19 protein-coding genes and 1 pseudogene are annotated in these 17,580 nt (G+C 71.1%); 5 read left to right on the top strand and 15 right to left on the bottom strand.

Features of this window, described 5'->3' with window-relative positions; translation table 11 throughout:
* Nucleotides 1-118: 118 nt before the first annotated feature.
* The 12 genes from AB0K21_RS29295 to AB0K21_RS29240 form a co-directional block, all read right to left on the bottom strand.
* Entirely contained in the window at nt 119-334 is a 216-nt protein-coding gene (locus AB0K21_RS29295) for a hypothetical protein (protein ID WP_343967022.1), read from the bottom strand.
* Nucleotides 331-1,275, bottom strand: a complete 945-nt coding sequence (locus AB0K21_RS29290) for a hypothetical protein (protein ID WP_343967020.1) — start codon at nt 1,273-1,275, stop codon at nt 331-333. The genes AB0K21_RS29295 and AB0K21_RS29290 overlap by 4 nt, the downstream gene beginning before the upstream one ends.
* Nucleotides 1,272-1,880: a flavoprotein gene (locus tag AB0K21_RS29285; RefSeq protein WP_343967017.1), complete on the bottom strand. Its 609-nt coding sequence runs from the start codon at nt 1,878-1,880 to the stop codon at nt 1,272-1,274. Before AB0K21_RS29285 ends, AB0K21_RS29290 begins: the two co-directional genes overlap by 4 nt.
* A complete protein-coding gene (locus tag AB0K21_RS29280; RefSeq protein WP_364154916.1) occupies nt 1,873-2,838 on the bottom strand; it encodes an LLM class flavin-dependent oxidoreductase in 966 nt (321 codons plus the stop codon). The genes AB0K21_RS29285 and AB0K21_RS29280 overlap by 8 nt, the downstream gene beginning before the upstream one ends.
* A gap of 83 nt (nt 2,839-2,921) precedes the next feature.
* On the bottom strand, nt 2,922-3,080 hold the full coding sequence (locus tag AB0K21_RS29275) for a hypothetical protein (RefSeq protein WP_343979118.1): 159 nt from the start codon (nt 3,078-3,080) through the stop codon (nt 2,922-2,924).
* A gap of 5 nt (nt 3,081-3,085) precedes the next feature.
* Nucleotides 3,086-4,057 (bottom strand): T3SS effector HopA1 family protein, encoded by a 972-nt coding sequence (locus AB0K21_RS29270; RefSeq protein ID WP_343979121.1) that lies wholly within the window; start codon nt 4,055-4,057, stop codon nt 3,086-3,088.
* Nucleotides 4,054-5,136, bottom strand: a complete 1,083-nt coding sequence (lxmK, locus tag AB0K21_RS29265) for a class V lanthionine synthetase subunit LxmK (RefSeq protein WP_343979124.1) — start codon at nt 5,134-5,136, stop codon at nt 4,054-4,056. Before lxmK ends, AB0K21_RS29270 begins: the two co-directional genes overlap by 4 nt.
* Before the next feature lie 313 nt (nt 5,137-5,449).
* Complete coding sequence (locus AB0K21_RS29260) at nt 5,450-5,575, bottom strand: ALQxL family class IV lanthipeptide (RefSeq protein WP_343979127.1); 126 nt, start codon at nt 5,573-5,575, stop codon at nt 5,450-5,452.
* Nucleotides 5,576-5,703: 128 nt separating this feature from the next.
* Nucleotides 5,704-5,844, bottom strand: coding sequence for a hypothetical protein (locus AB0K21_RS29255; RefSeq protein ID WP_343979130.1), 141 nt, complete (start codon nt 5,842-5,844; stop codon nt 5,704-5,706).
* Entirely contained in the window at nt 5,845-5,970 is a 126-nt protein-coding gene (locus AB0K21_RS29250; RefSeq protein ID WP_343979132.1) for an ALQxL family class IV lanthipeptide, read from the bottom strand.
* Nucleotides 5,971-6,020: 50 nt separating this feature from the next.
* Complete coding sequence (locus AB0K21_RS29245; protein WP_343979135.1) at nt 6,021-6,146, bottom strand: ALQxL family class IV lanthipeptide; 126 nt, start codon at nt 6,144-6,146, stop codon at nt 6,021-6,023.
* Nucleotides 6,147-6,947: 801 nt separating this feature from the next.
* Entirely contained in the window at nt 6,948-9,017 is a 2,070-nt protein-coding gene (locus AB0K21_RS29240; RefSeq protein ID WP_343979247.1) for a RecQ family ATP-dependent DNA helicase, read from the bottom strand.
* Between the two features lie 108 nt (nt 9,018-9,125).
* On the opposite strand from AB0K21_RS29240, the pseudogene AB0K21_RS29235 reads away from it, so the two are divergent.
* Together AB0K21_RS29235 and AB0K21_RS29230 are read left to right on the top strand one after the other, a co-directional pair.
* Nucleotides 9,126-9,458: pseudogene (locus tag AB0K21_RS29235) on the top strand (SulP family inorganic anion transporter); the annotation flags it as partial.
* A gap of 14 nt (nt 9,459-9,472) precedes the next feature.
* Complete coding sequence (locus tag AB0K21_RS29230; protein WP_364154912.1) at nt 9,473-9,676, top strand: hypothetical protein; 204 nt, start codon at nt 9,473-9,475, stop codon at nt 9,674-9,676.
* A 91-nt stretch (nt 9,677-9,767) separates the two neighbouring features.
* Here AB0K21_RS29230 and AB0K21_RS29225 read toward each other — a convergent pair whose 3' ends face one another.
* Nucleotides 9,768-10,589, bottom strand: a complete 822-nt coding sequence (locus AB0K21_RS29225; protein WP_343979141.1) for a TauD/TfdA family dioxygenase — start codon at nt 10,587-10,589, stop codon at nt 9,768-9,770.
* A 246-nt stretch (nt 10,590-10,835) separates the two neighbouring features.
* Here AB0K21_RS29225 and AB0K21_RS29220 point away from each other — a divergent pair, with 246 nt between their 5' ends.
* Together AB0K21_RS29220 and AB0K21_RS29215 are read left to right on the top strand one after the other, a co-directional pair.
* On the top strand, nt 10,836-11,420 hold the full coding sequence (locus AB0K21_RS29220) for a GNAT family N-acetyltransferase (RefSeq protein ID WP_343979143.1): 585 nt from the start codon (nt 10,836-10,838) through the stop codon (nt 11,418-11,420).
* A gap of 227 nt (nt 11,421-11,647) precedes the next feature.
* A complete protein-coding gene (locus tag AB0K21_RS29215; protein WP_343979147.1) occupies nt 11,648-14,140 on the top strand; it encodes a DNA topoisomerase IV subunit A in 2,493 nt (830 codons plus the stop codon).
* A 183-nt stretch (nt 14,141-14,323) separates the two neighbouring features.
* Here the strand turns inward: AB0K21_RS29215 and AB0K21_RS29210 are convergent, their stop codons facing one another.
* On the bottom strand, nt 14,324-14,641 hold the full coding sequence (locus tag AB0K21_RS29210; RefSeq protein ID WP_343979150.1) for a hypothetical protein: 318 nt from the start codon (nt 14,639-14,641) through the stop codon (nt 14,324-14,326).
* 165 nt (nt 14,642-14,806) lie between these two features.
* Here AB0K21_RS29210 and AB0K21_RS29205 point away from each other — a divergent pair, with 165 nt between their 5' ends.
* Nucleotides 14,807-15,301 (top strand): carbonic anhydrase, encoded by a 495-nt coding sequence (locus AB0K21_RS29205; protein ID WP_343979153.1) that lies wholly within the window; start codon nt 14,807-14,809, stop codon nt 15,299-15,301.
* Nucleotides 15,302-15,359: 58 nt separating this feature from the next.
* Here the strand turns inward: AB0K21_RS29205 and AB0K21_RS29200 are convergent, their stop codons facing one another.
* Nucleotides 15,360-17,432 (bottom strand): DNA topoisomerase IV subunit B, encoded by a 2,073-nt coding sequence (locus AB0K21_RS29200; RefSeq protein ID WP_343979156.1) that lies wholly within the window; start codon nt 17,430-17,432, stop codon nt 15,360-15,362.
* Nucleotides 17,433-17,580: the final 148 nt, after the last annotated feature.

The following is a 17,580-nucleotide window of genomic DNA, read 5'->3' as shown; positions in this document are numbered from 1 at the left end:
CCGGAGAGTTCCCGGGGGTCCACCGCGACCACCCGGGGTCACGGCGGCGCCCACCCCGGCGCCCACCCCGGCGCCCACCCCGGCGTACAACTCGGGCAGCCGCACGGCCAGGCCGGGGTCACCGAACAACAGCTCGAAGCGCCCGAGCGTGCGCACCCGGTCGGCGAGCCGGTCCATCGAACAGGTGGGCCGGGCCCGAGGCGTTTTCGGCCTCCGCGCGGAAGCCGATGTCGTAGTGCACCGCGACGCCCGCCACCGGGCCGGAGTACTCCTCCTCGATGACGATCCGCAGCCCGCTGTGCAGCGTCACGCGTGTGATCTCGGCGGCGTTCACGAACGGGCCACCTCGCCGGAGAGCAGCAGCTGCCCGGCGTCGGCCGCGTCGATCACGTCGGCGACGAGCTTGAGGTACTCGACGAGGACGTCGTGCCATTTCATGTAGGCGGCGAAGTCGTGCAGGTGGGTCAGGAAACGCAGCGCGGCCATCCTGCCCACGGCGGCGAGGTCCAGGGCGGCGGTGTAGCCCTCCAGGACGCGGCCGATGAACATGTCGAAGTCGAAGTCCCGGCGCCCGCCGAATCGGCTGATCGAGGCGCGAAGCTCCACCAGCTCGCCGATGATCCACCCCACGTCGGACTCCGGCGGACCGGCGGCCAGGTTCTCACCGGTCAGCAGGCCGCCGTCCATGTCGGAGGTCAGGGGCAGGAGAATGCCCAGGCTGGGACCGCCGTGCAGCAGGGCGTGCGGTGCCTCCGCCGCCGGGACGCACCACGCCGCCACCGTGGCCATCCGGTCCCGGCCCAGCATCTCGGTCGCGCGGCGGTGCAGATCGGGTGCGGCGCCGGGCCCCAGCCCGCCCCGCAGCCAGGAGAGCAGCCGCAGCAGGCCGTCGGGGAGCGGTAGATCGGCCTGCGGCAGGGGGACGGCGTGCAACCGGGCGAGGGCCGCGCCGGTCTCCGCGAAGGTGTCCGCCGCGATCCGCGCGATGTCGGTGTCGCTCCCGCCCGACCTCGGACCGAGGATCATGGCCGCGAGCGACCGGGCCTGGCCGGTCCGGTACGTCACGCCGGTGGCGTCCGCCCGCTCCGGAAGCGTGAACCCGACCCGCCCGCGGGCCGCGATCCGGACGGCGTCCAGGACGGCGGGATCCGGTGTGCGCAGCGCGCCGCCCCTGTGCGGCCCGGGACGCCGGGTCCACCGGTAGTCCCCCTCGGCCGACGGGGCGATCGTGGTCAGCACGTATCCCGTGCCGTAGGACTCGGCGGCTCGACTCATTGGTGCTCCTTCCCGCGCGTGGCGCGCAGCTCCGCCAGTCGTTCGATCAGGGTGGGAAGCGGGGCGGCCCCCAGGGCGTCCCGTCCTCGGGTGTGGGTGCTCAGGACCGGCAGGGGGTCGACGACCACGACGTTGGGCCGGCCCTCGATCGCCGTACGGTGCTGCCGGTAGGCGTACGAGTGGGTGGCTCCCGGCGGCAGGGCAGGCGCGATCCCGATCAGCGCGGAGGTGCACTGGAGCGCCAGCAGCATGGGGGTGTCGGCGAGACCGTTGGCGAACCTGCCCAGGAAGTGATAGGTCGCCGGGTAGACCATCACGGTGTCGGGCCAGCCGGCGTAGTCCACGTGCGGTGATTCCGGCTCCGGAGCATCCGGCCAGGCGTCGAGGGGCACGTCCTTGCCGATGAGGCCCGCGACGGCCTGCCTGCTGACGAACCGCTCCGCGTTTCTGGTGACCACCACCCGGACGTCCAGGCTTCGGTAGGAGTGCCGCAGCCAGTTGAGCCAGTACGGCAGGAAGGCGGCGCCGAGCGAGCCGGTGGCGAGGATGAGCAGGCGCTCGGCGTGGAACGGCGGCGGGCCCTGGGGCCGCCCGGGCTCACTCATCGGCGTCCGCCATGGCGTGGAGCAGGCACTCGGCGTCCGCGAGCGCCGCCCGGAACCCCTCGGTCCCCGCGACGCCGGCGAGATTGAGGATGATCTCGTCGACGCCCGCCTCGCGGTATCCGTGCAGCCGCTCGACGACCTCCTCCGGCGTGCCGTACACGTAGACACCCGCCTCGACCAGGGCCGCGGCGCCGGCACGCGGGTCGGCCGGGTCGGCGGGCACCCCGGCCCGGCGGAGCATGTCGGTGTAGTGCGGGGCCCGCAGATGGTCCGCGGCCGCGCTGTGCGCGAGTCTGCGGGGATCGCGACCGGGGCCGGCCAGTGCCACATGCACGACGGTCGCGACGCGGGGCGGCGTGCCGCGGCCCGCGGCTCCGGCGGCCAGGGCGGGAAGCAGCGTGTCCCGGACGTAGTGGGGCGGCGTCATCCAGGTGATGGCCACGTCGGCGACGGCGCCCGCCGCCCGCGCCATGCCCGGCCGGATGACGCCCAGACCCACCTCGACGGGCGGGTGGTGCATCGGGGGCAGCCCGGTGGTGGCGACGCAGGCCTCGCAGGCGTGCTCGACGGTGCCGCCGTCGAGGAAGGCGCGCACCGCTCGGGCGTACCCGGCCGCAGCCGCGGCCGGCCTGTGGTAGGGCGCGCCGCGCAGCGCCCGGACCAGGTCCGGGGTCGCGGCGCCGTATCCGGCGACCACCGGCCGGCCGGTGAGCGCCGCCAGGCTGCGCGCCTGCACGGCCGCCTCCATCGGGTGTCGCAGCGGCATCAGCGTCACGCTCAGCCCGCACGGCACCCTGATCCCCCGGCCCGCCAGGTAGGCGATCGTCTGATGCGTCTCGGTCAGCACGGATTGTCCCAGCCAGAGTCGGCCGGCCAGCCCGCTCATCACCAGCTCTCCGAACGGCACGACCGTGTCGGGGCTCGTGTGCTGGAGCGGGAACAGCAGCCCGGGCGCCATGGACCCCCTCGTTTCCTGAAGCCTTGGCGGTGCCGCGGGTCACCGTCGGGTGCCCGCGACACCGACACCGTCACCTGAATCCGTCAGCAGCTGGACTCAATGGTGTACGCGATGTAGCAGATGTGTGCGGTGAGGTAGCTCGTCCGCGGCCAGGCGCCGGGAGCGTCGCTCCCGGGGACCGCGGCGACCTCGGCGAGCGAGGTGTACGCCTCGGCACCTTCCATCAGCAGCTCAGTGGACATGTATGTCACCTCCTTTCCTGGTTCTCGTAGGGTCCGGGCCCGGGTTCGGGCCCGGAGGTCTCGAAGGGCAGCGTCGGCGAGCCGAGGTTGCGGTACACAGCGCCGGGTTCGACCCCGGCGGCCCGCAGCGCCTCGCGCACCGCGTCGTCCCGGTCTCCGCCATGCTCGGCGTGGACCAGCAGCCCGGCCGCGATGGCGTGCGAGCGGTGCTCGCCGAAGCTGAGCCTGCGGGTCCCGGGCCGCGGATCCTGAGGCTCCCACGCCCAGCCGATGCCGCCGCCGAGCGCGGCGACATAGGCGGACAGATCCTGGCGCAGCCCGCCGGTCGCGGTGGCCGCCGCGCCGATCTCCGGCACCGCGTGCCAGGCACGGCGTCCCAGGTAGACCACGATGCTGTCGCGGCGCGGATACAGATCGCGGGCGGAGAGCACCTTGGCCCGGTAGGGGAGTCGCAGCTTCTCCAGCCGTTCGAGCACCGCACCCCACAGGGCGGGGGCGGCGTCGGCCGTCTCGGCGCCCAGGTACAGCCGCAGACACGCGTCCTCCTCCAGGCCATGCCCCGCCGAGCCGCTCACCAGCAGGAACCCGGGCGAGACCGTCGGCTGGACGGCCGGCAGGCCGACCCGGCGAGCCGGCCCAGCGGGGGTGGCGACCTCGTCGCCGAGCCGGGACTCGGGGATTCGCACGCGCACCCCGTTCAGCCGGACCACGCCGGGCGCTCCGGGCTCCACCATGGCCAGGGCCGGGGAGTCGTGGTGCGGGACCACGGCGCGCAGCCGGTGCTCGAAGTCCGGGTCGCGCAGCGACTTGTGCCGCGGTCCTTCCGTGGGCTCGCGGCCGGTGTGGAAGGCGTCGTACAGCGCGTCGGCCAGCGCGCTGCGCAGCACCTTGGGGCCCTCGGCGGTGATCTCGCGGCCGTCGACGGTGGCCGAGGTGAGATCCGCGTCGATACGCACCCGGTCCAGCGATTGCTTCATCGTTCCTCTCCCAGGCCCAGCGTGGTGGTGAGCTCGGCGGGGCGGAGCAGGGCGGTGCGGCCGACGCCGGCCACCGCGCGTTCCAGGGCGCTCAGCCGACCGCGCTGGTGGGCCGCGACGATGATCCGGTCGATCAGGTGCCATCCGGCGAAGGCCGTCGCCCGAGCCGCCAGCTCGTGGTCGTCGCGGGCCGCGGGCCGGGCCTCGAGGTAGCCGGTCCAGAACGCCTCGACGTAGGGGCGCAGGGCCTCGAAGCGGCGGGCGCCGTTGGCGATGACCTCGCGTTCGCTCATGCCGTCCTCCGGGCCGGCCATGCCGAGCACGCCGCGGTAGAGCCATTCGCCGGCGAAGGCGCCCACGTCCCGTGCGGCATCGGCGAGCCGGGCCTCTTCCCAGTCGGTCAGGTACAGCGTGCCGTCGTGGTGGAGGAACTGGTCGAGCCGCAGGTCGCCGTGGACCAGGACGTGCGGGCCGTGGCTTTCCCGGTCGCACAGGTCGCCGATCGCCTTGGTGATCACAGGATCGCTGTGCAGGATCGCCCACGCCTCCAGCTCCGCGCCACTGGCGGCGGTATAGACCTCAAGCGGCAGGGCCACCAGGCGGTCGCGCGGCGGCAGCGGCGGCTCGGAGGTGTCCGCCTCGATGGGCCGCGGCGCGCTGAGGGTGTGGAGCGTTCCGACCTGGATCCCCGCGGCGTGGGCGAGGTCCCAGGTGAAAGCGTCCTCCCCGGCGAGGTCGGCTCCGCTGTCCGCGTCTTGCAGCAGCGTGAAGGCCAGCAGTCCGGAGGCGTCGTCACCGCCCAGGAAACGGGGCGCGTTGATCACCGGGTGCGCGTCGAGCGCCATGCCCATCGCCCTCGTGCGGTCCACCCTCCGGCGGACCTGCTCCGCCTCCCCGATGGTCCGCTTGACGAAGACGGGGACGCCGGCGTCGGTCACGCCCGCCCAGGTGTCGTTGCGGCCGAAGAACGCGGTGACCATGTCCTCGCGCAGAACTCCGAGTTGGAGCGCCGTGAGGAACTCCGCGACCTCCGGGACCTGGTCGAGCGGAACCGGGATCGGCTTCGGCCCCTCACTCACGGCCATCACCGGCCCCCAGGTGGGAAACGCGGCACGACCGGACGCCGGTGGCCTCGCCGGTGCGCGAGCACCGGCATTCCGTAAGCATGACTGTGTCTCTTTCGAAGCCCGATGAATGACGATCGACGGCAGTGCCGCGCGGGGATGACGGGGACGAGCCCGAGGTGGGACCTGCGGCCTCGCCGCGGACTCGTCGTCGCACGCACTGCGGGGTCCGCGGCCGACGCCGTGGTGACCTCGCGTACGCGGCCGGGGGAGCACTGGCGGCGGCGGACCGCCGTCATGAACGTCCTCCCCTGCCGTTCGGCGTTCGTCAGCGGACGGTTTCGGCGCAGGTGTTGTTCGTCCTGCAGGTGTGGCCGCAGGTGATCTCGCAGGCGGCCAGGTGACTCTCCGCCTGGGCGGGGAGCAGGTCGAGGGCGTTGATGTCGAGTTCCATCGGGTTCGTCCTTTCTTCGGTGGGAGATCTCCGCCTGCGCCGCGGCGGCCCTCATGGCCGCCCATCGGCCGACGGAGTTCGCGGGGACGCACGGGCGTGATGGTCGCCAGGCGCGCCCTACGACGGAGTCAGTTGATGATGGAGTGCATGGAGGTGACGCCGCCGCAGGTCGCCAGGCAGGTGATCTCGCAGGCGGCCAGGTGACTCTCCGCCTGGGCGGGGAGCAGGTCGAGGGCGTTGATGTCGAGTCCCATTACCTGCCCCGTCACCTACTGGCTCGTGACCTTGCAGGTGACGGTGCAGGTGCCCTTCGGCGGGCAGGTGATCTCGCACGGGTACAGTGCGCTCACCGTCTGGGCGGGGAGCAGGTCGAGGGCGTTGATGTCGAGTTCCATCGGGTTCGTCCTTTCGTGGGAAGAGATCTCCGCTGATACCGCAGTGATCACTAGGAGAGCTGGGTGACCCCGCAGGTGAACTGCTTGCAGGTCACGTCGCAGGTGATGGTGCAGTCCCGCAGGTGCTGCTCGGCCCGACCGGGGAGCAGGTCCAGGGCGTTGATGTCGACTTCCATCTCGTTCTCCTTCCGTACGCGACCGCTCCGCCTGCGCGGCGGCCGACGCGGCGAGCTCGTCGTGAGTGAAAAGCATGGCGATAAGCGCTTAGGAATCGCTTTCGAGTGGAATGACGGTATGGTCCGGACTCTTGTCTCCGGCCCTTGTCAAAGGCGGAGATGAGCCTCACGAGAAGCGCTCCTGCTCGCCTTTTTCCTGGTCACGGCGGTGTCTGACCTGCTTACGAAGGCTAAAGGGGTTCTCACATCGTGAGATTGGGAGCGATCGGCGGACCGCCCGTCACCGCCTTCCGGTCCGCGCCGGGCAGCGGCCCGGCCGCCACATGGCGTGCTGGACCTGCAGGGCGTGTCGTGCGCTCCTTCGGAACGCCGGGGCGATGACGCCCGGGAGACCGCAGAGGGCACGTCCCAGGTGAAAATCGACGCGATCATCGGCGTTCCGCGTTCGGAGACGTATCGGTGGACACCGGTCAGGCGGGTCTACGTCGACAAGAAGGGAGGCGCCAAGAAACGCCCGCTGGGACTGACCGCGTGGTCGGACAAACTGATCGAGGAGGGAAATAAAGGGAAGGTGCAAAAAATGAGCCTGGCGAGGACGGCGCCGAGGCACCGGCCGGACGCCGGCGACTGTGGCGACGGCGCCGGGCACGACCGAAGGCGGCCGGGCTGGGGGACTTCTCCCGATCGGCAGGCCGGGACGGGCGGTGACCACCCTTCGGACCGCCGAGCCCCGGCCCCAGCCCGTATCCCCGGCCGGGAGAGCTGATCTCCAAACCGCGAGCCGCACCGTCCGACGCTCTCCTAGCTGGTGACCGCCAGGGCGAGGGGCAGCACGGCGGGGGCTCCGGCGTGGCGGAGCATGGCGGCTCCCAGGGTCATCGTCCAGCCCGTGTCGATCCGGTCGTCGACCAGCAGGAGTGGTCCCTGGGCCGAGGCGATGGCCGCGCCCAGGGCGGAGGGCATGGCGAGAGTGCCTCGGATCGCCTGGACCCGCTGCGCGCTGTTGAACTGCCGTCCCGGCGGGCCCGACCGGTAGCCGAGATCGCCCAGATAGGACAGGCGCCCCACCTGGGCCAGCCGCTCGGCCAGGCTGCGGACGAGCTGCGGGCGGCTGCTCGAGGGCACCGCGACCACGCCCACCGGGCGCTGCGCCCACTCCCAGGACGACAGCACCTTGACCATGGCGGCGAAGACGTCGTCGGGGATCGGCCCGTCGGAGGCGCCATCGGCCAGCAGGCCGCGCAGGCGGTTGCCCCAGCCGATGTCGGTGAGCCTGCCCAGCACCCGCCCCGGCTCGGCGCCCAGTTCCGGCCTGATCCGGCCCTTGAGATCGGTCAGCCCCGTCGGCCACTGCCTGCGCGCCTCGACCTCCACCCCGGGCCTGCGGAGCCGGTCGGCCGCCGAACGCACGGCCTGGGAGTCCACCTCGGGCGAGCGGTGCGCGCCGGTGCAGTTGTCGCAGCGCCCGCACGGGGCAGCGGTGTCGTCGTCCAGGCGGCGGCGGAGGAACTCCTCGCGGCAGCCGGTGGTGTCGAGGTAGTCGAGCATGGCCCGCTGCTCGGCCTCCCGCTCGGCGGCGACCCTGGCGTAGCGCGGGGCGTCGTACTCCCAGGGCTCGCCGGTGGACTCCCAGCCGCCCCTGACCCGGCGCACGGCGCCGTCGACGTCGAGGACCTTCAGCATGGTCTCCAGGCGGCTCCGGCTGAGATCCACCCGGTTCTCCAGGGCGGCCGTGGACATCACCCCGCCCTCCTCCAGCGCGGCCAGCACGGCCCGCACGACAGGCTCCGGCGGGAAGGCCAGCGAGGCGAAGTACGCCCAGATGTCGCGGTCCTCGGCGCCGGGCAGCAGGATCACCTCTGCCCGCTCGACCCCGCGGCCCGCCCTGCCGACCTGCTGGTAGTAGGCCACCGGGGACTGCGGGGCCCCGACGTGGATGACGAAGCCCAGGTCGGGTTTGTCGTAGCCCATGCCGAGCGCGGAGGTCGCGACCAGCGCCTTGATCTTGTTGTCCAGCAGCGCCTGCTCGGCGGCGAGCCGCTCGGTCTGCTCGGTCTGCCCGGAATAGGCGACCACCTCGTGGCCCTGTTCACGCAGGTAGGCGGCGATCTCCTGGGCGGCGGCCACGGTGAGCGTGTAGACGATGCCGGAACCTGGGAGCTCGTGCAGCGTGCTCGCGAGCCAGGCCAGGCGCTGCTCGGCGCCGCCCAGGCGCACGACCCCGAGATGGAGGCTGTCGCGCTCCAGCGCGCCGCGCAGCACCAGCGTCTCCTCGCCCATCTGCTCGGCGACGTCGCGGGTGACCCTGGCGTTGGCCGTGGCGGTGGTCGCGAGGATCGGCACGCCCTCGGTGAGTTCCCCGAACAGCGTGCGCAGCCGCCGGTAGTCGGGACGGAAGTCGTGGCCCCAGTCAGAGATGCAGTGCGCCTCGTCGACCACGATCAGGCCCGCGCTCTCGGCCAGCTCGGGCAGCACGTGGTCTCGGAAGTCGGGGTTGTTGAGCCGCTCGGGGCTGACCAGCAGCACGTCGACCTCACCCTCGGCGACCTGGTTGTAGACCTGCTCCCACTCCTCGGGGTTGGCCGAGTTGATCGTGACCGCGTTGATCCCGGCACGCTCGGCGGCGGCGATCTGGTTGCGCATCAGGGCCAGCAGCGGGGACACGATGACGGTGGGCCCCTCACCCAGCTCGCGCAGGAGCGCGGTGGCGATGAAGTAGACAGCCGACTTGCCCCAGCCGGTGCGCTGCACCACGAGCACCCGACGCCGGTCCATGACCAGTGCCCTGATGGCCGACCACTGGTCCTCGCGCAGCCGGGCGTGCTCCCCGGCGAGCGCCCGCAGCCGCCCCTCGGCCTCTTCGCGCAGCATCTGCTCTTCGCTCACCGGTCATTGGTACCAGGTCCGGCCGACTGTTTCACTACGGACTCCGGTGGCGTCCTCCGCCCGGCGGACGTCGCGCGCTGATGGCCGAACCTTGACCGACTGGCGCCGATGGCCCTCGACATGGCGCTGTTCTCCTTCGTGGAGTCGATCAGCGCGGCGAGGATCTTCCGGCACCGGGACGACCCGCCGCTCGACGCCGACCGGGAACTGCTCGCACTCGGACTGGGCGGGATCTTCCGCGCCTACCCGGAGTCGGGGGCCCATCGCGACCTCAGGTGTCACCCGTCGGACGAGACCGAGCCGGGGCCGCTGATCGTGCGTATCGAGAGCCGCCTGTACTTCGCCAACGCCCGGCGGGTGGCGGACCGGGTGAGGTCGCTCATCGAGGCCACCACCCCCGGCCCCGGGCGGCACTCCTCGACCTGACCGGCGTGCCCGGCATGGATCTCACCGCGGTGTCGGCGGCCAGGGAGTTCTACGGCCTGGTGCGACAGCACGGCATCGACCTGTGGATCGCCCTCGACAGCCTCCAGCCCCTCGAACTCCTCGGGCGTACGGGCATCGGAGGGTGGCTGTCCGGCCGGGGACGGCTGCACCCTGACGTGGAGGCCGCCGTCGCGGCCTACCGCGCCCGCGGCTCCTAGGCGCCGCCCCTTGGATCTGCCGCCCACCGCGGTCAGGCGGTGCCTCGCCGCGCTGTCGCCGGTCACCACGGCGAGACCCGCCAGGCGGGGCCTAGGCGTCCAGGTGTTCGGGGAAGGCGTTGATCGTCACCCGGTGCATGCGGCGGCGCTCGGTGTAGTCGGCGACCGCGTAGTGCTGGGTGCTCCGGTTGTCCCAGAAGGCCAGCGTGCCCGGCCGCCAGTTGAGCCGGACCTGGTACTCGGGAGAGCGGATGTGGTCGATCAGGTAGGGCAGCAACGCCTCGTTCTCCCGGTCGGACAACCCCACCAGCCGCGTGGTGGAGGAGCGGTTGACGAACAGCGCCTTGCGTCCGGTCTCGGCGTGCGTGCGCACCACGGGACGCTCGATCGGCGGCCACTTGGCCTGGACCTGCTCCAGGTCGAAGTCGTGCCCCTTGGAAATGGCCTTCTTCATCGAGGCCGTGATGTCGTGGATCGCGGTGAGCTCGTCGCAGAGCCGCTGGATGGGCGGCGAGAGCGTCTCGTAGGCCAGCTGGGCGTTGGCCCAGAGGGTGTCACCGCCGACGGAGGGCAGTTGCACGCAGCGCAGCAGCGAGCCCATCGGCGGGACCGGCTCGAAGGTGTTGTCGCTGTGCCACTCGTCGCCGCCCTCGCCCTTGGGGTCGGTCTGGTCGAGGACGTGGATGGCGGTGCCGCCGTCCTTCTTGAAGGCGGGGTGGTTGATCGAGCCGAAGTTCTCCGCGAAGTGGATGTGCTCTTCGTCACTGATGTGCTGGTCACGGAAGAAGAGGACCTTGTACTCCAGCCAGCCTCGCCGGATCTCCTGGACCTCTCCCTCCGACAGCGGCTTGCGCAGGTCGACACCGCTCACCTCGGCGCCGATGTGCCTGGTCACGGGCTTGAACTCGATCATCTTCGGACGCCCTCCATCGTGGCCGCACGGCATTCGTGAAGGTTAGGTCATCCTTACCCAGCCCTCTTTCCGAGCCTAGCCCGATCCATCAAAACAAGCAATTGCTTGGTAAGGCACACGTGCCGGACCGGTGCCGGTCGAGGATGCTCCCCCGCCCGCCGCGGACACCCTCGCGGGCAGGTCGCGCCGGGTCGGCGGGGAGCGGGGGAACCGGCAGGCTCCGCGCCATGGTTTGATGCATCCACTATGGACGTCACCACCTGGTATCTCGAACAGACCTCACGCTCGGACCTGCTGCCCGCCAAGCCGCCGTCGATCGAGGTCGACGTCGTACACGCCGAGGTGCCCTCGCCCGAGTTCAGCCGGTTCCTCAGCACGGCCGTCGGCGGAGAATGGCACTGGACCAACCGGCTGCCGTGGACCTGGCGGGAGTGGAGCGACTGGCTGGAGAGCGGCGTGGAGACGTGGGTGGCCTATCACCGCGGCACCCCCGCGGGCTACGTCGAGCTCGCCCCCCAGGACGACGCGGCGGTCGAGATCACCTGCTTCGGCCTCCTGCCGTGGGCGATCGGCAGAGGCGTCGGCGGCCGTTTGCTGGAGGTCGGCACCGCCAGGGCCTGGGACCTGGCCGACCGGCAGCCCGGCCGGGAGCCGACCCGGCGGGTGTGGCTGCACACCTGCTCCCTCGACAGCCCGGTGGCGCTCGCCAACTATCAGGCCCGCGGCTTCAGGATCTACGACACCAGGCTGAACGTGCCCGGCGACGAGTACGAGGGGGAGACCCCCGGCCCCTGGCCCGGGGCGGGCCCCAGGACCCGCGACACCGCCTGACACCCCGCCCGGAACGGCGGCAGCCCTCGGCGGCGGGCCGGGGAAGGCCCGAAGGTGTCGGATGAGCTGGGTATGGTATCGAGTCTCGGTACCATACCCGGCCTCCCGCCGGACGCCCCGGCCCGAGGCTTCCCGGGGAGCCGGTGCAGACGGTTCGACCACGAAGACAGAAGGAGGATGCGCCTCCCCCTCGGCCTGACGGCCGGGGCCCGCGCGCAGGAAATCAGATGGCTCGACGGACGACCACACCCCCGACCGACGAGGGCTTCGAGGAGCGGATCGTCGACATCGACGTTTCCACCGAGATGCGCACCAGCTTCCTCGAATACGCATATTCGGTCATCTACCAGCGTGCACTGCCGGACGCCAGAGACGGCCTCAAGCCGGTCCAGCGCCGCATCCTCTACTCGATGAGCGAGATGGGCCTCCGGCCCGACCGGGGCCACGTCAAGTCCTCACGCGTCGTCGGCGACGTGATGGGCAAGCTCCACCCGCACGGCGACACCGCCATCTACGACGCGCTGGTCCGGATGGCCCAGCCGTTCTCGATGCGCCTGCCGCTCATCGACGGGCACGGCAACTTCGGCTCCCCCGACGACATGCCCGCCGCGATGCGCTACACCGAGGCCCGGCTGGCCTCGGCCGCCATGGCCGTGGTCCAGTCGATCGACGAGGACACCGTCGATTTCAAACCCAACTACGACGGCCAGGAGACCGAGCCCACGGTCATGCCGTCGGCCTTCCCCAACCTGCTGGTCAACGGGGCCACCGGCATCGCGGTCGGAATGGCCACCAACATGGCGCCGCACAACCTCGTCGAGGTCGTCGCCGCCGCCCGCCACCTGATCAAGAAGCCGGAGGCGACACTAGACGACCTGATGCGGTTCGTCCCCGGCCCCGATCTGCCCACCGGTGGCACGATCATCGGCCTCGACGGCATCCGCGACGCGTACGCCAAGGGCCGTGGCACCTTCCGGATGCGGGCCAAGTGCGCCGTCGAGCAGGTCAGCCCCCGTCGCAAGGGCATCGTCGTCACCGAACTGCCCTTCAACGTCGGCCCCGAGCGCGTGGTCACCAAGATCAGGGAGCTGGTCACCGCCAAGAAGCTCCAGGGCATCTCCGACCTCAAGGACCTCAGCGACCGACACAAGGGCCTCCGCCTGGTCATCGAGATCAAGAACGGCTTCATCCCCGAGGCCGTGCTGGAGGAGCTCTATCGGCTCACCCCGATGGAGGAGACCTTCGGCATCAACAACGTCGCGCTGGTCGACGGCGAGCCGCGCACGCTGGGCCTGCGCGAGCTGCTCCAGGTCTACGTGGACCACCGTATCGACGTGGTCCGCCGGCGTTCGCTGTACCGCAGGCGCAAGCGCGAGGAGCGACTGCACCTCGTCGAGGGCCTCATCGTCGCCCTGCTCAACATCGACGAGGTGATCCGGGTCATCCGTTCCTCCGATGACTCCGCCCAGGCCCGCGAGCGCCTGACGCAGACATTCCAGCTGTCGGAGATCCAGGCCAACTACATCCTCGACACCCCGCTGCGTCGCCTGACCCGCTACGACAAGCTGGAGCTCGACCGCGAGAGCCAGACGCTGCGCGACGAGATCGCCGAGCTGACCGCGATCCTGTCCTCCGACGACAGACTCCGCAAGGTCGTCTCCGACGAGCTCGCCCAGATCTCCAAGACCTTCGGCACCCCGCGCCGCACGGTGCTGCTGGAGTCCTCGGGGGTGGCGAGGAACGTCTCGGTCCCCCTGGAGGTCGCCGACGACCCCTGCCTGGTGCTGTTCTCGTCCACCGGACTGCTGGCCCGCACGGCCGACGCCTCGCCACTGGCCGGCGACGGTGACCGCTCGGCCCACGACGTGCTGGTCTCCGCGGTGCGGAGCACGGTCAGGGGCGAGGTGGGCGTGGTCACCAACCAGGGGCGGATGATCCGGGTCCAGGTGGTCGACCTGCCCACGCTGCCCCGCTCGGCCAACCCGCCGTCGCTGTCCGGAGGCCACCCGGTCACCGAGTACGTCACCTTCAACCCGGGTGAGACCGTCGTCGGCATCGGCTCGCTCGACCCCGACGGACCCGGCCTGGCCCTGGGCACCGCGCAGGGCGTGGTCAAACGGGTCGTCCCCGACTACCCGGCCAACCGCGACGACTTCGAGGTCATCGGCCTCAAGGACGGCGACACCGTGGTGGGCGCGGTGGAGCTGACGAGCGAGGAGCACGACCTGGTCTTCATCACCTCCGAGGCCCAGCTGCTGCGCTACCCCGCCTCCGTGGTCCGCCCCCAGGGCCGCCCGGCGGGAGGCATGGCCGGCGTGCGGCTGGACGGAGACGCCGTGGTGATCTGGTTCGGCGTGGTAGACCCCTCCCGCGAGTCTCGGGTCGTGACGATCGCCGGCTCCTCGACCGCACTGCCAGGCACCCAGATCGGTGGCGCCAAGGTCTCCGACTTCGCCGAGTACCCGCCGAAGGGTCGCGGCACCGGCGGTGTCCGCGTCCAGCGGTTCCTCAAGGGCGAGGACGTCCTGCTGCTCGCCTGGGCGGGCCCCGGCCCGGCCCGTGCGGTCTCGGCCGTCGGCAAGCCCGTGCCGCTCCCCGAGGAACTGGGCCGCCGCGACGGCTCCGGGGTCCGGCTCACCCACACGGTGTCGGCCGTGGGCGGCTCCCTGTGCGCCGAGGACGACCGGCAGGACCAGGGGGAGGCCACCTCCCCGGAATGATCCTCATCCCCCGCGCAGGACACCGAGGAGCCCCCGTCAGGACGACGGGGGCTCCTCGGCGATGACGGGTCCCGCGCACCGGGCGCCGGCGTCGCGTTCTCCGACCCCCGCGACGCCACCCGGCAGGTCTCGGCTTTCGGTGCGTGCCCCCTCCCGCACGGGGCTCGGGACGCACCCGGTATCTCAGGTGAGCGCCCCCTGAAGTGCGAACCTGATGGCCATCAGCAACTGCCAGGGCTCACCCGACTCCCAGAAGCGGATGACCCGGGCGACTCGATCCGGCGGATCGAACCCGCCGGCCCCGTACGGCCCGAAACACCCCGCCTCCACGAGGACGGCCACGAACGGGTCGTCCTCCTTCAGGGACCGGGTGTAGGCCGCCGCGTCGAGCAGGGCCAGCGCCGAGCGCGCGTTGCGCCCCCCGTCCCTGGACTCCACCCGGTCCAGCCTCCGCCTGCCCTGGTCACGGAGATAGTCGGCCAGCGATTCCGTCCTGCTCATTACCCACTCCACCTCCCGGACTTCGAGTGACGACATCATCACTCAATGTGAGTCCAGACGGTGGGATCTTGGTGAAGTCGTCACCTGAGGCGCCCCCGACAACCCTCGCCGAATGGGTATGACGCATCATTGGTTCGTTAGCCCCATCGACCGAGGGATACGTACGTGAGTGCCTTTGACGACCTGCTGGCCGCCAACGAGGAGTTCTCCGCCACGTTCACCAACGCGGAACTGACCGGCAAGGCGGCTCGTGGCCTCGCGGTGGTCACCTGCATGGACTCCCGGATCGATCCGCTGGGTCTCTTCGGCCTGAAACCGGGCGACGCCAAGATCCTCCGCAACGCCGGAGCCAGGGTGACCGACGACGTGCTGCGCACGCTCGTCCTGGCGGTCAACCTGCTGGCGGTGGAACGGGTGCTGGTCATGCCGCACACCGACTGCGGCATGACCAAGGTCACCGACGACGAGGTGCATGCGATCGCCGCCCGCCGCGGTGTCGACACCCGGAGCCTGGACTTCCACACCGTCCCCGACCAGGACGCGGCGCTGCGCCACGACCTCACCCGGATCAGGACCAGCCCGTTCCTCCCGGCGGGCATGCCGGTCGGCGGCGCCGTCTATGACGTGCGCACCGGCAAGCTGATGCCGGTCGACATCTGAGCCTCGGGGTTCCGGCCCCGCCGCGGCCCATGGCCCGGCGGGCCGCCCCGCGGGCCCGCTACGCGTCGATGTGGTCGCGGTCGATCTCGGCCGAGCTGCTCACGATGAACTCCCGGCGCGGGGCCACGTCGCTGCCCATCAGGAGGGCGAAGATGCGCTCGGCCTCCTCGATGTCCTGGATGCGGACCCTGCGCAGGGTGCGGTGGCGGGGCTCCATGGTCGTCTCGGCCAGCTGGTCGGCGTCCATCTCGCCCAGGCCCTTGTACCGCTGGACCGGGTCCTTCCAGCGCTTACCCCTGCGCTCCAGATCACGCAGCACCTTGTGCAGCTCGGCGTCGGAGTAGCAGTAGACGTATTTGCCGTGACCTCGGCTGGGGTTGATGACCTCGATCCGATGCAGCGGCGGCACGGCGGCGAAAACGCGCCCGGCCTCGACCATCGGCTTCATGTAGCGGTGGAAGAGGGTCAGCAGGAGACAGCGGATGTGCGCCCCGTCGACGTCGGCGTCGGCCATCAGGATGACCTTGCCGTAGCGAGCCGCCTCGATGTCGAAGGATCGGCCGGAACCCGCCCCGATGACCTGGATGATCGCGGCACACTCGGCGTTCTTGAGCATGTCCGCGACGGACGCCTTCTGCACGTTCAGGATCTTGCCCCGGATCGGCAGCAGGGCCTGGAACTCCGAGTCGCGGGCCGCGCGGGCGGTACCCAGCGCCGAGTCACCCTCGACGATGAACAGCTCGCTGCGGTCGACCTCGTCGCTGCGGCAGTCGACCAGCTTGGCGGGGAGCGCCGAATTCTCCAGGGCGGTCTTGCGGCGCTGGTTGTCACGGTGCTCCCGGGCGGCGATACGGGCCTTGGCCGCCGCGACGATCTTCTCAAGGACCGCGCGGAGCTGCGGCTTCACCGTGCGCGACGGGTTGGCGAGCAGTTCCTTGAGCTCACGCGAGACGACGTGGGCGACGATCCGGGAGGCCGCCGAGGTGCCCAGGACCTCCTTGGTCTGGCCCTCGAACTGCGGCTCGGGCACCCGGACGGTCACCACCGCGGTGAGCCCCTCCATGATGTCCTCGCGGGTGACCGGGGCGTCGCCGTTCTTGAGCAGGCGGGTCTCACGCAGCTGCTCGTTCAGGGTGCGGACGAGGGCGCGTTCGAAGCCGTTGACGTGGGTGCCGCCCTTGGGGGTGGCGATCACGTTGACGAAGGACCTGACCGTGCTGTCGTATCCCTTGCCCCAGCGCACCGCCACGTCCACGGTGAGCTCGCGCTGGACCTCGGTCGGGGTCATGTGCCCCAGGTCGTCGAGGACGGGGACCGTCTCGTGGAAGTGGCCCACGCCCCGCAGGCGCAGCACCTCGCAGACCGCCTCGTCCCGGGCGAGGAACTCGGTGAACTCCGAGATGCCGCCGTCGAAGTGGAACTCCTCCTCGGCCGCCTCCTCGCCGCGGCTGTCACGCACGGCCAGGGTCAGTCCAGGGACCAGGAACGCGGTCTGGCGCAGGCGGACATGGATCTCGTCGAGGGAGACCTCGGCCTCGGGGAGGAAGATCTGGTGGTCGACCCAGAAGCGCACGCGGGTGCCGGTGACCTTCTTCGCGGCGGCGCCTCCGTCACGCAGCCCCGACCTCTTCTTGAACTTGGCCTTGGGCCCGTCGCCGTCGAAGACGCCGGGAACGCCCCTGCGGAAGCTGATCTCGTGGATCCTGCCGTCACGGTCGACCTCGACGTCCAGCCGCGAGGAGAGGGCGTTGACCACGGAGGCGCCGACGCCGTGCAGGCCACCGGAGGCGCCGTAGGAACCGCCGCCGAACTTCCCGCCGGCGTGCAGCTTGGTGTAGACGAGCTCGACGCCCGCCAGGCCGCTCTTGGGCTCGACGTCGACGGGGATGCCCCGGCCGTTGTCACGGACCTCGATGGAGCCGTCGGCGTGGAGTTCGACCTCGATGCGGGTGCAGTAGCCGGCCAGGGCCTCGTCGACCCCGTTGTCCACGATCTCCCACAGGCAGTGCATGAGACCGCGGCTGTCGGTCGACCCGATGTACATACCGGGGCGCTTGCGGACGGCTTCGAGCCCCTCCAGCACCGACAGGTGGCGGGCCGTATAACCCGTCTCCGCGCTAACTGCGGTCACACCCACTCCCAGCTCTGTCGAACACGTGTGCGCAGCTTACCGTTCTTCCCGCCACGACGCGTACAAGCTTGCCATCCGGTGGACAACGGCGTTACATCCAGCGTGATCATCGTTACTTTCGGCCGCTTTCCGCTCTGGGCGTAGCAGG

Source organism: Streptosporangium sp. NPDC049248 (assembly GCF_040678965.1).
In the GTDB taxonomy this organism is placed as follows: Bacteria; Actinomycetota; Actinomycetes; order Streptosporangiales; family Streptosporangiaceae; genus Streptosporangium; species Streptosporangium fukuiense.
Note: the sequence above shows the minus strand (reverse complement) of the source record. Positions and strands in the feature narration are given on the sequence as shown.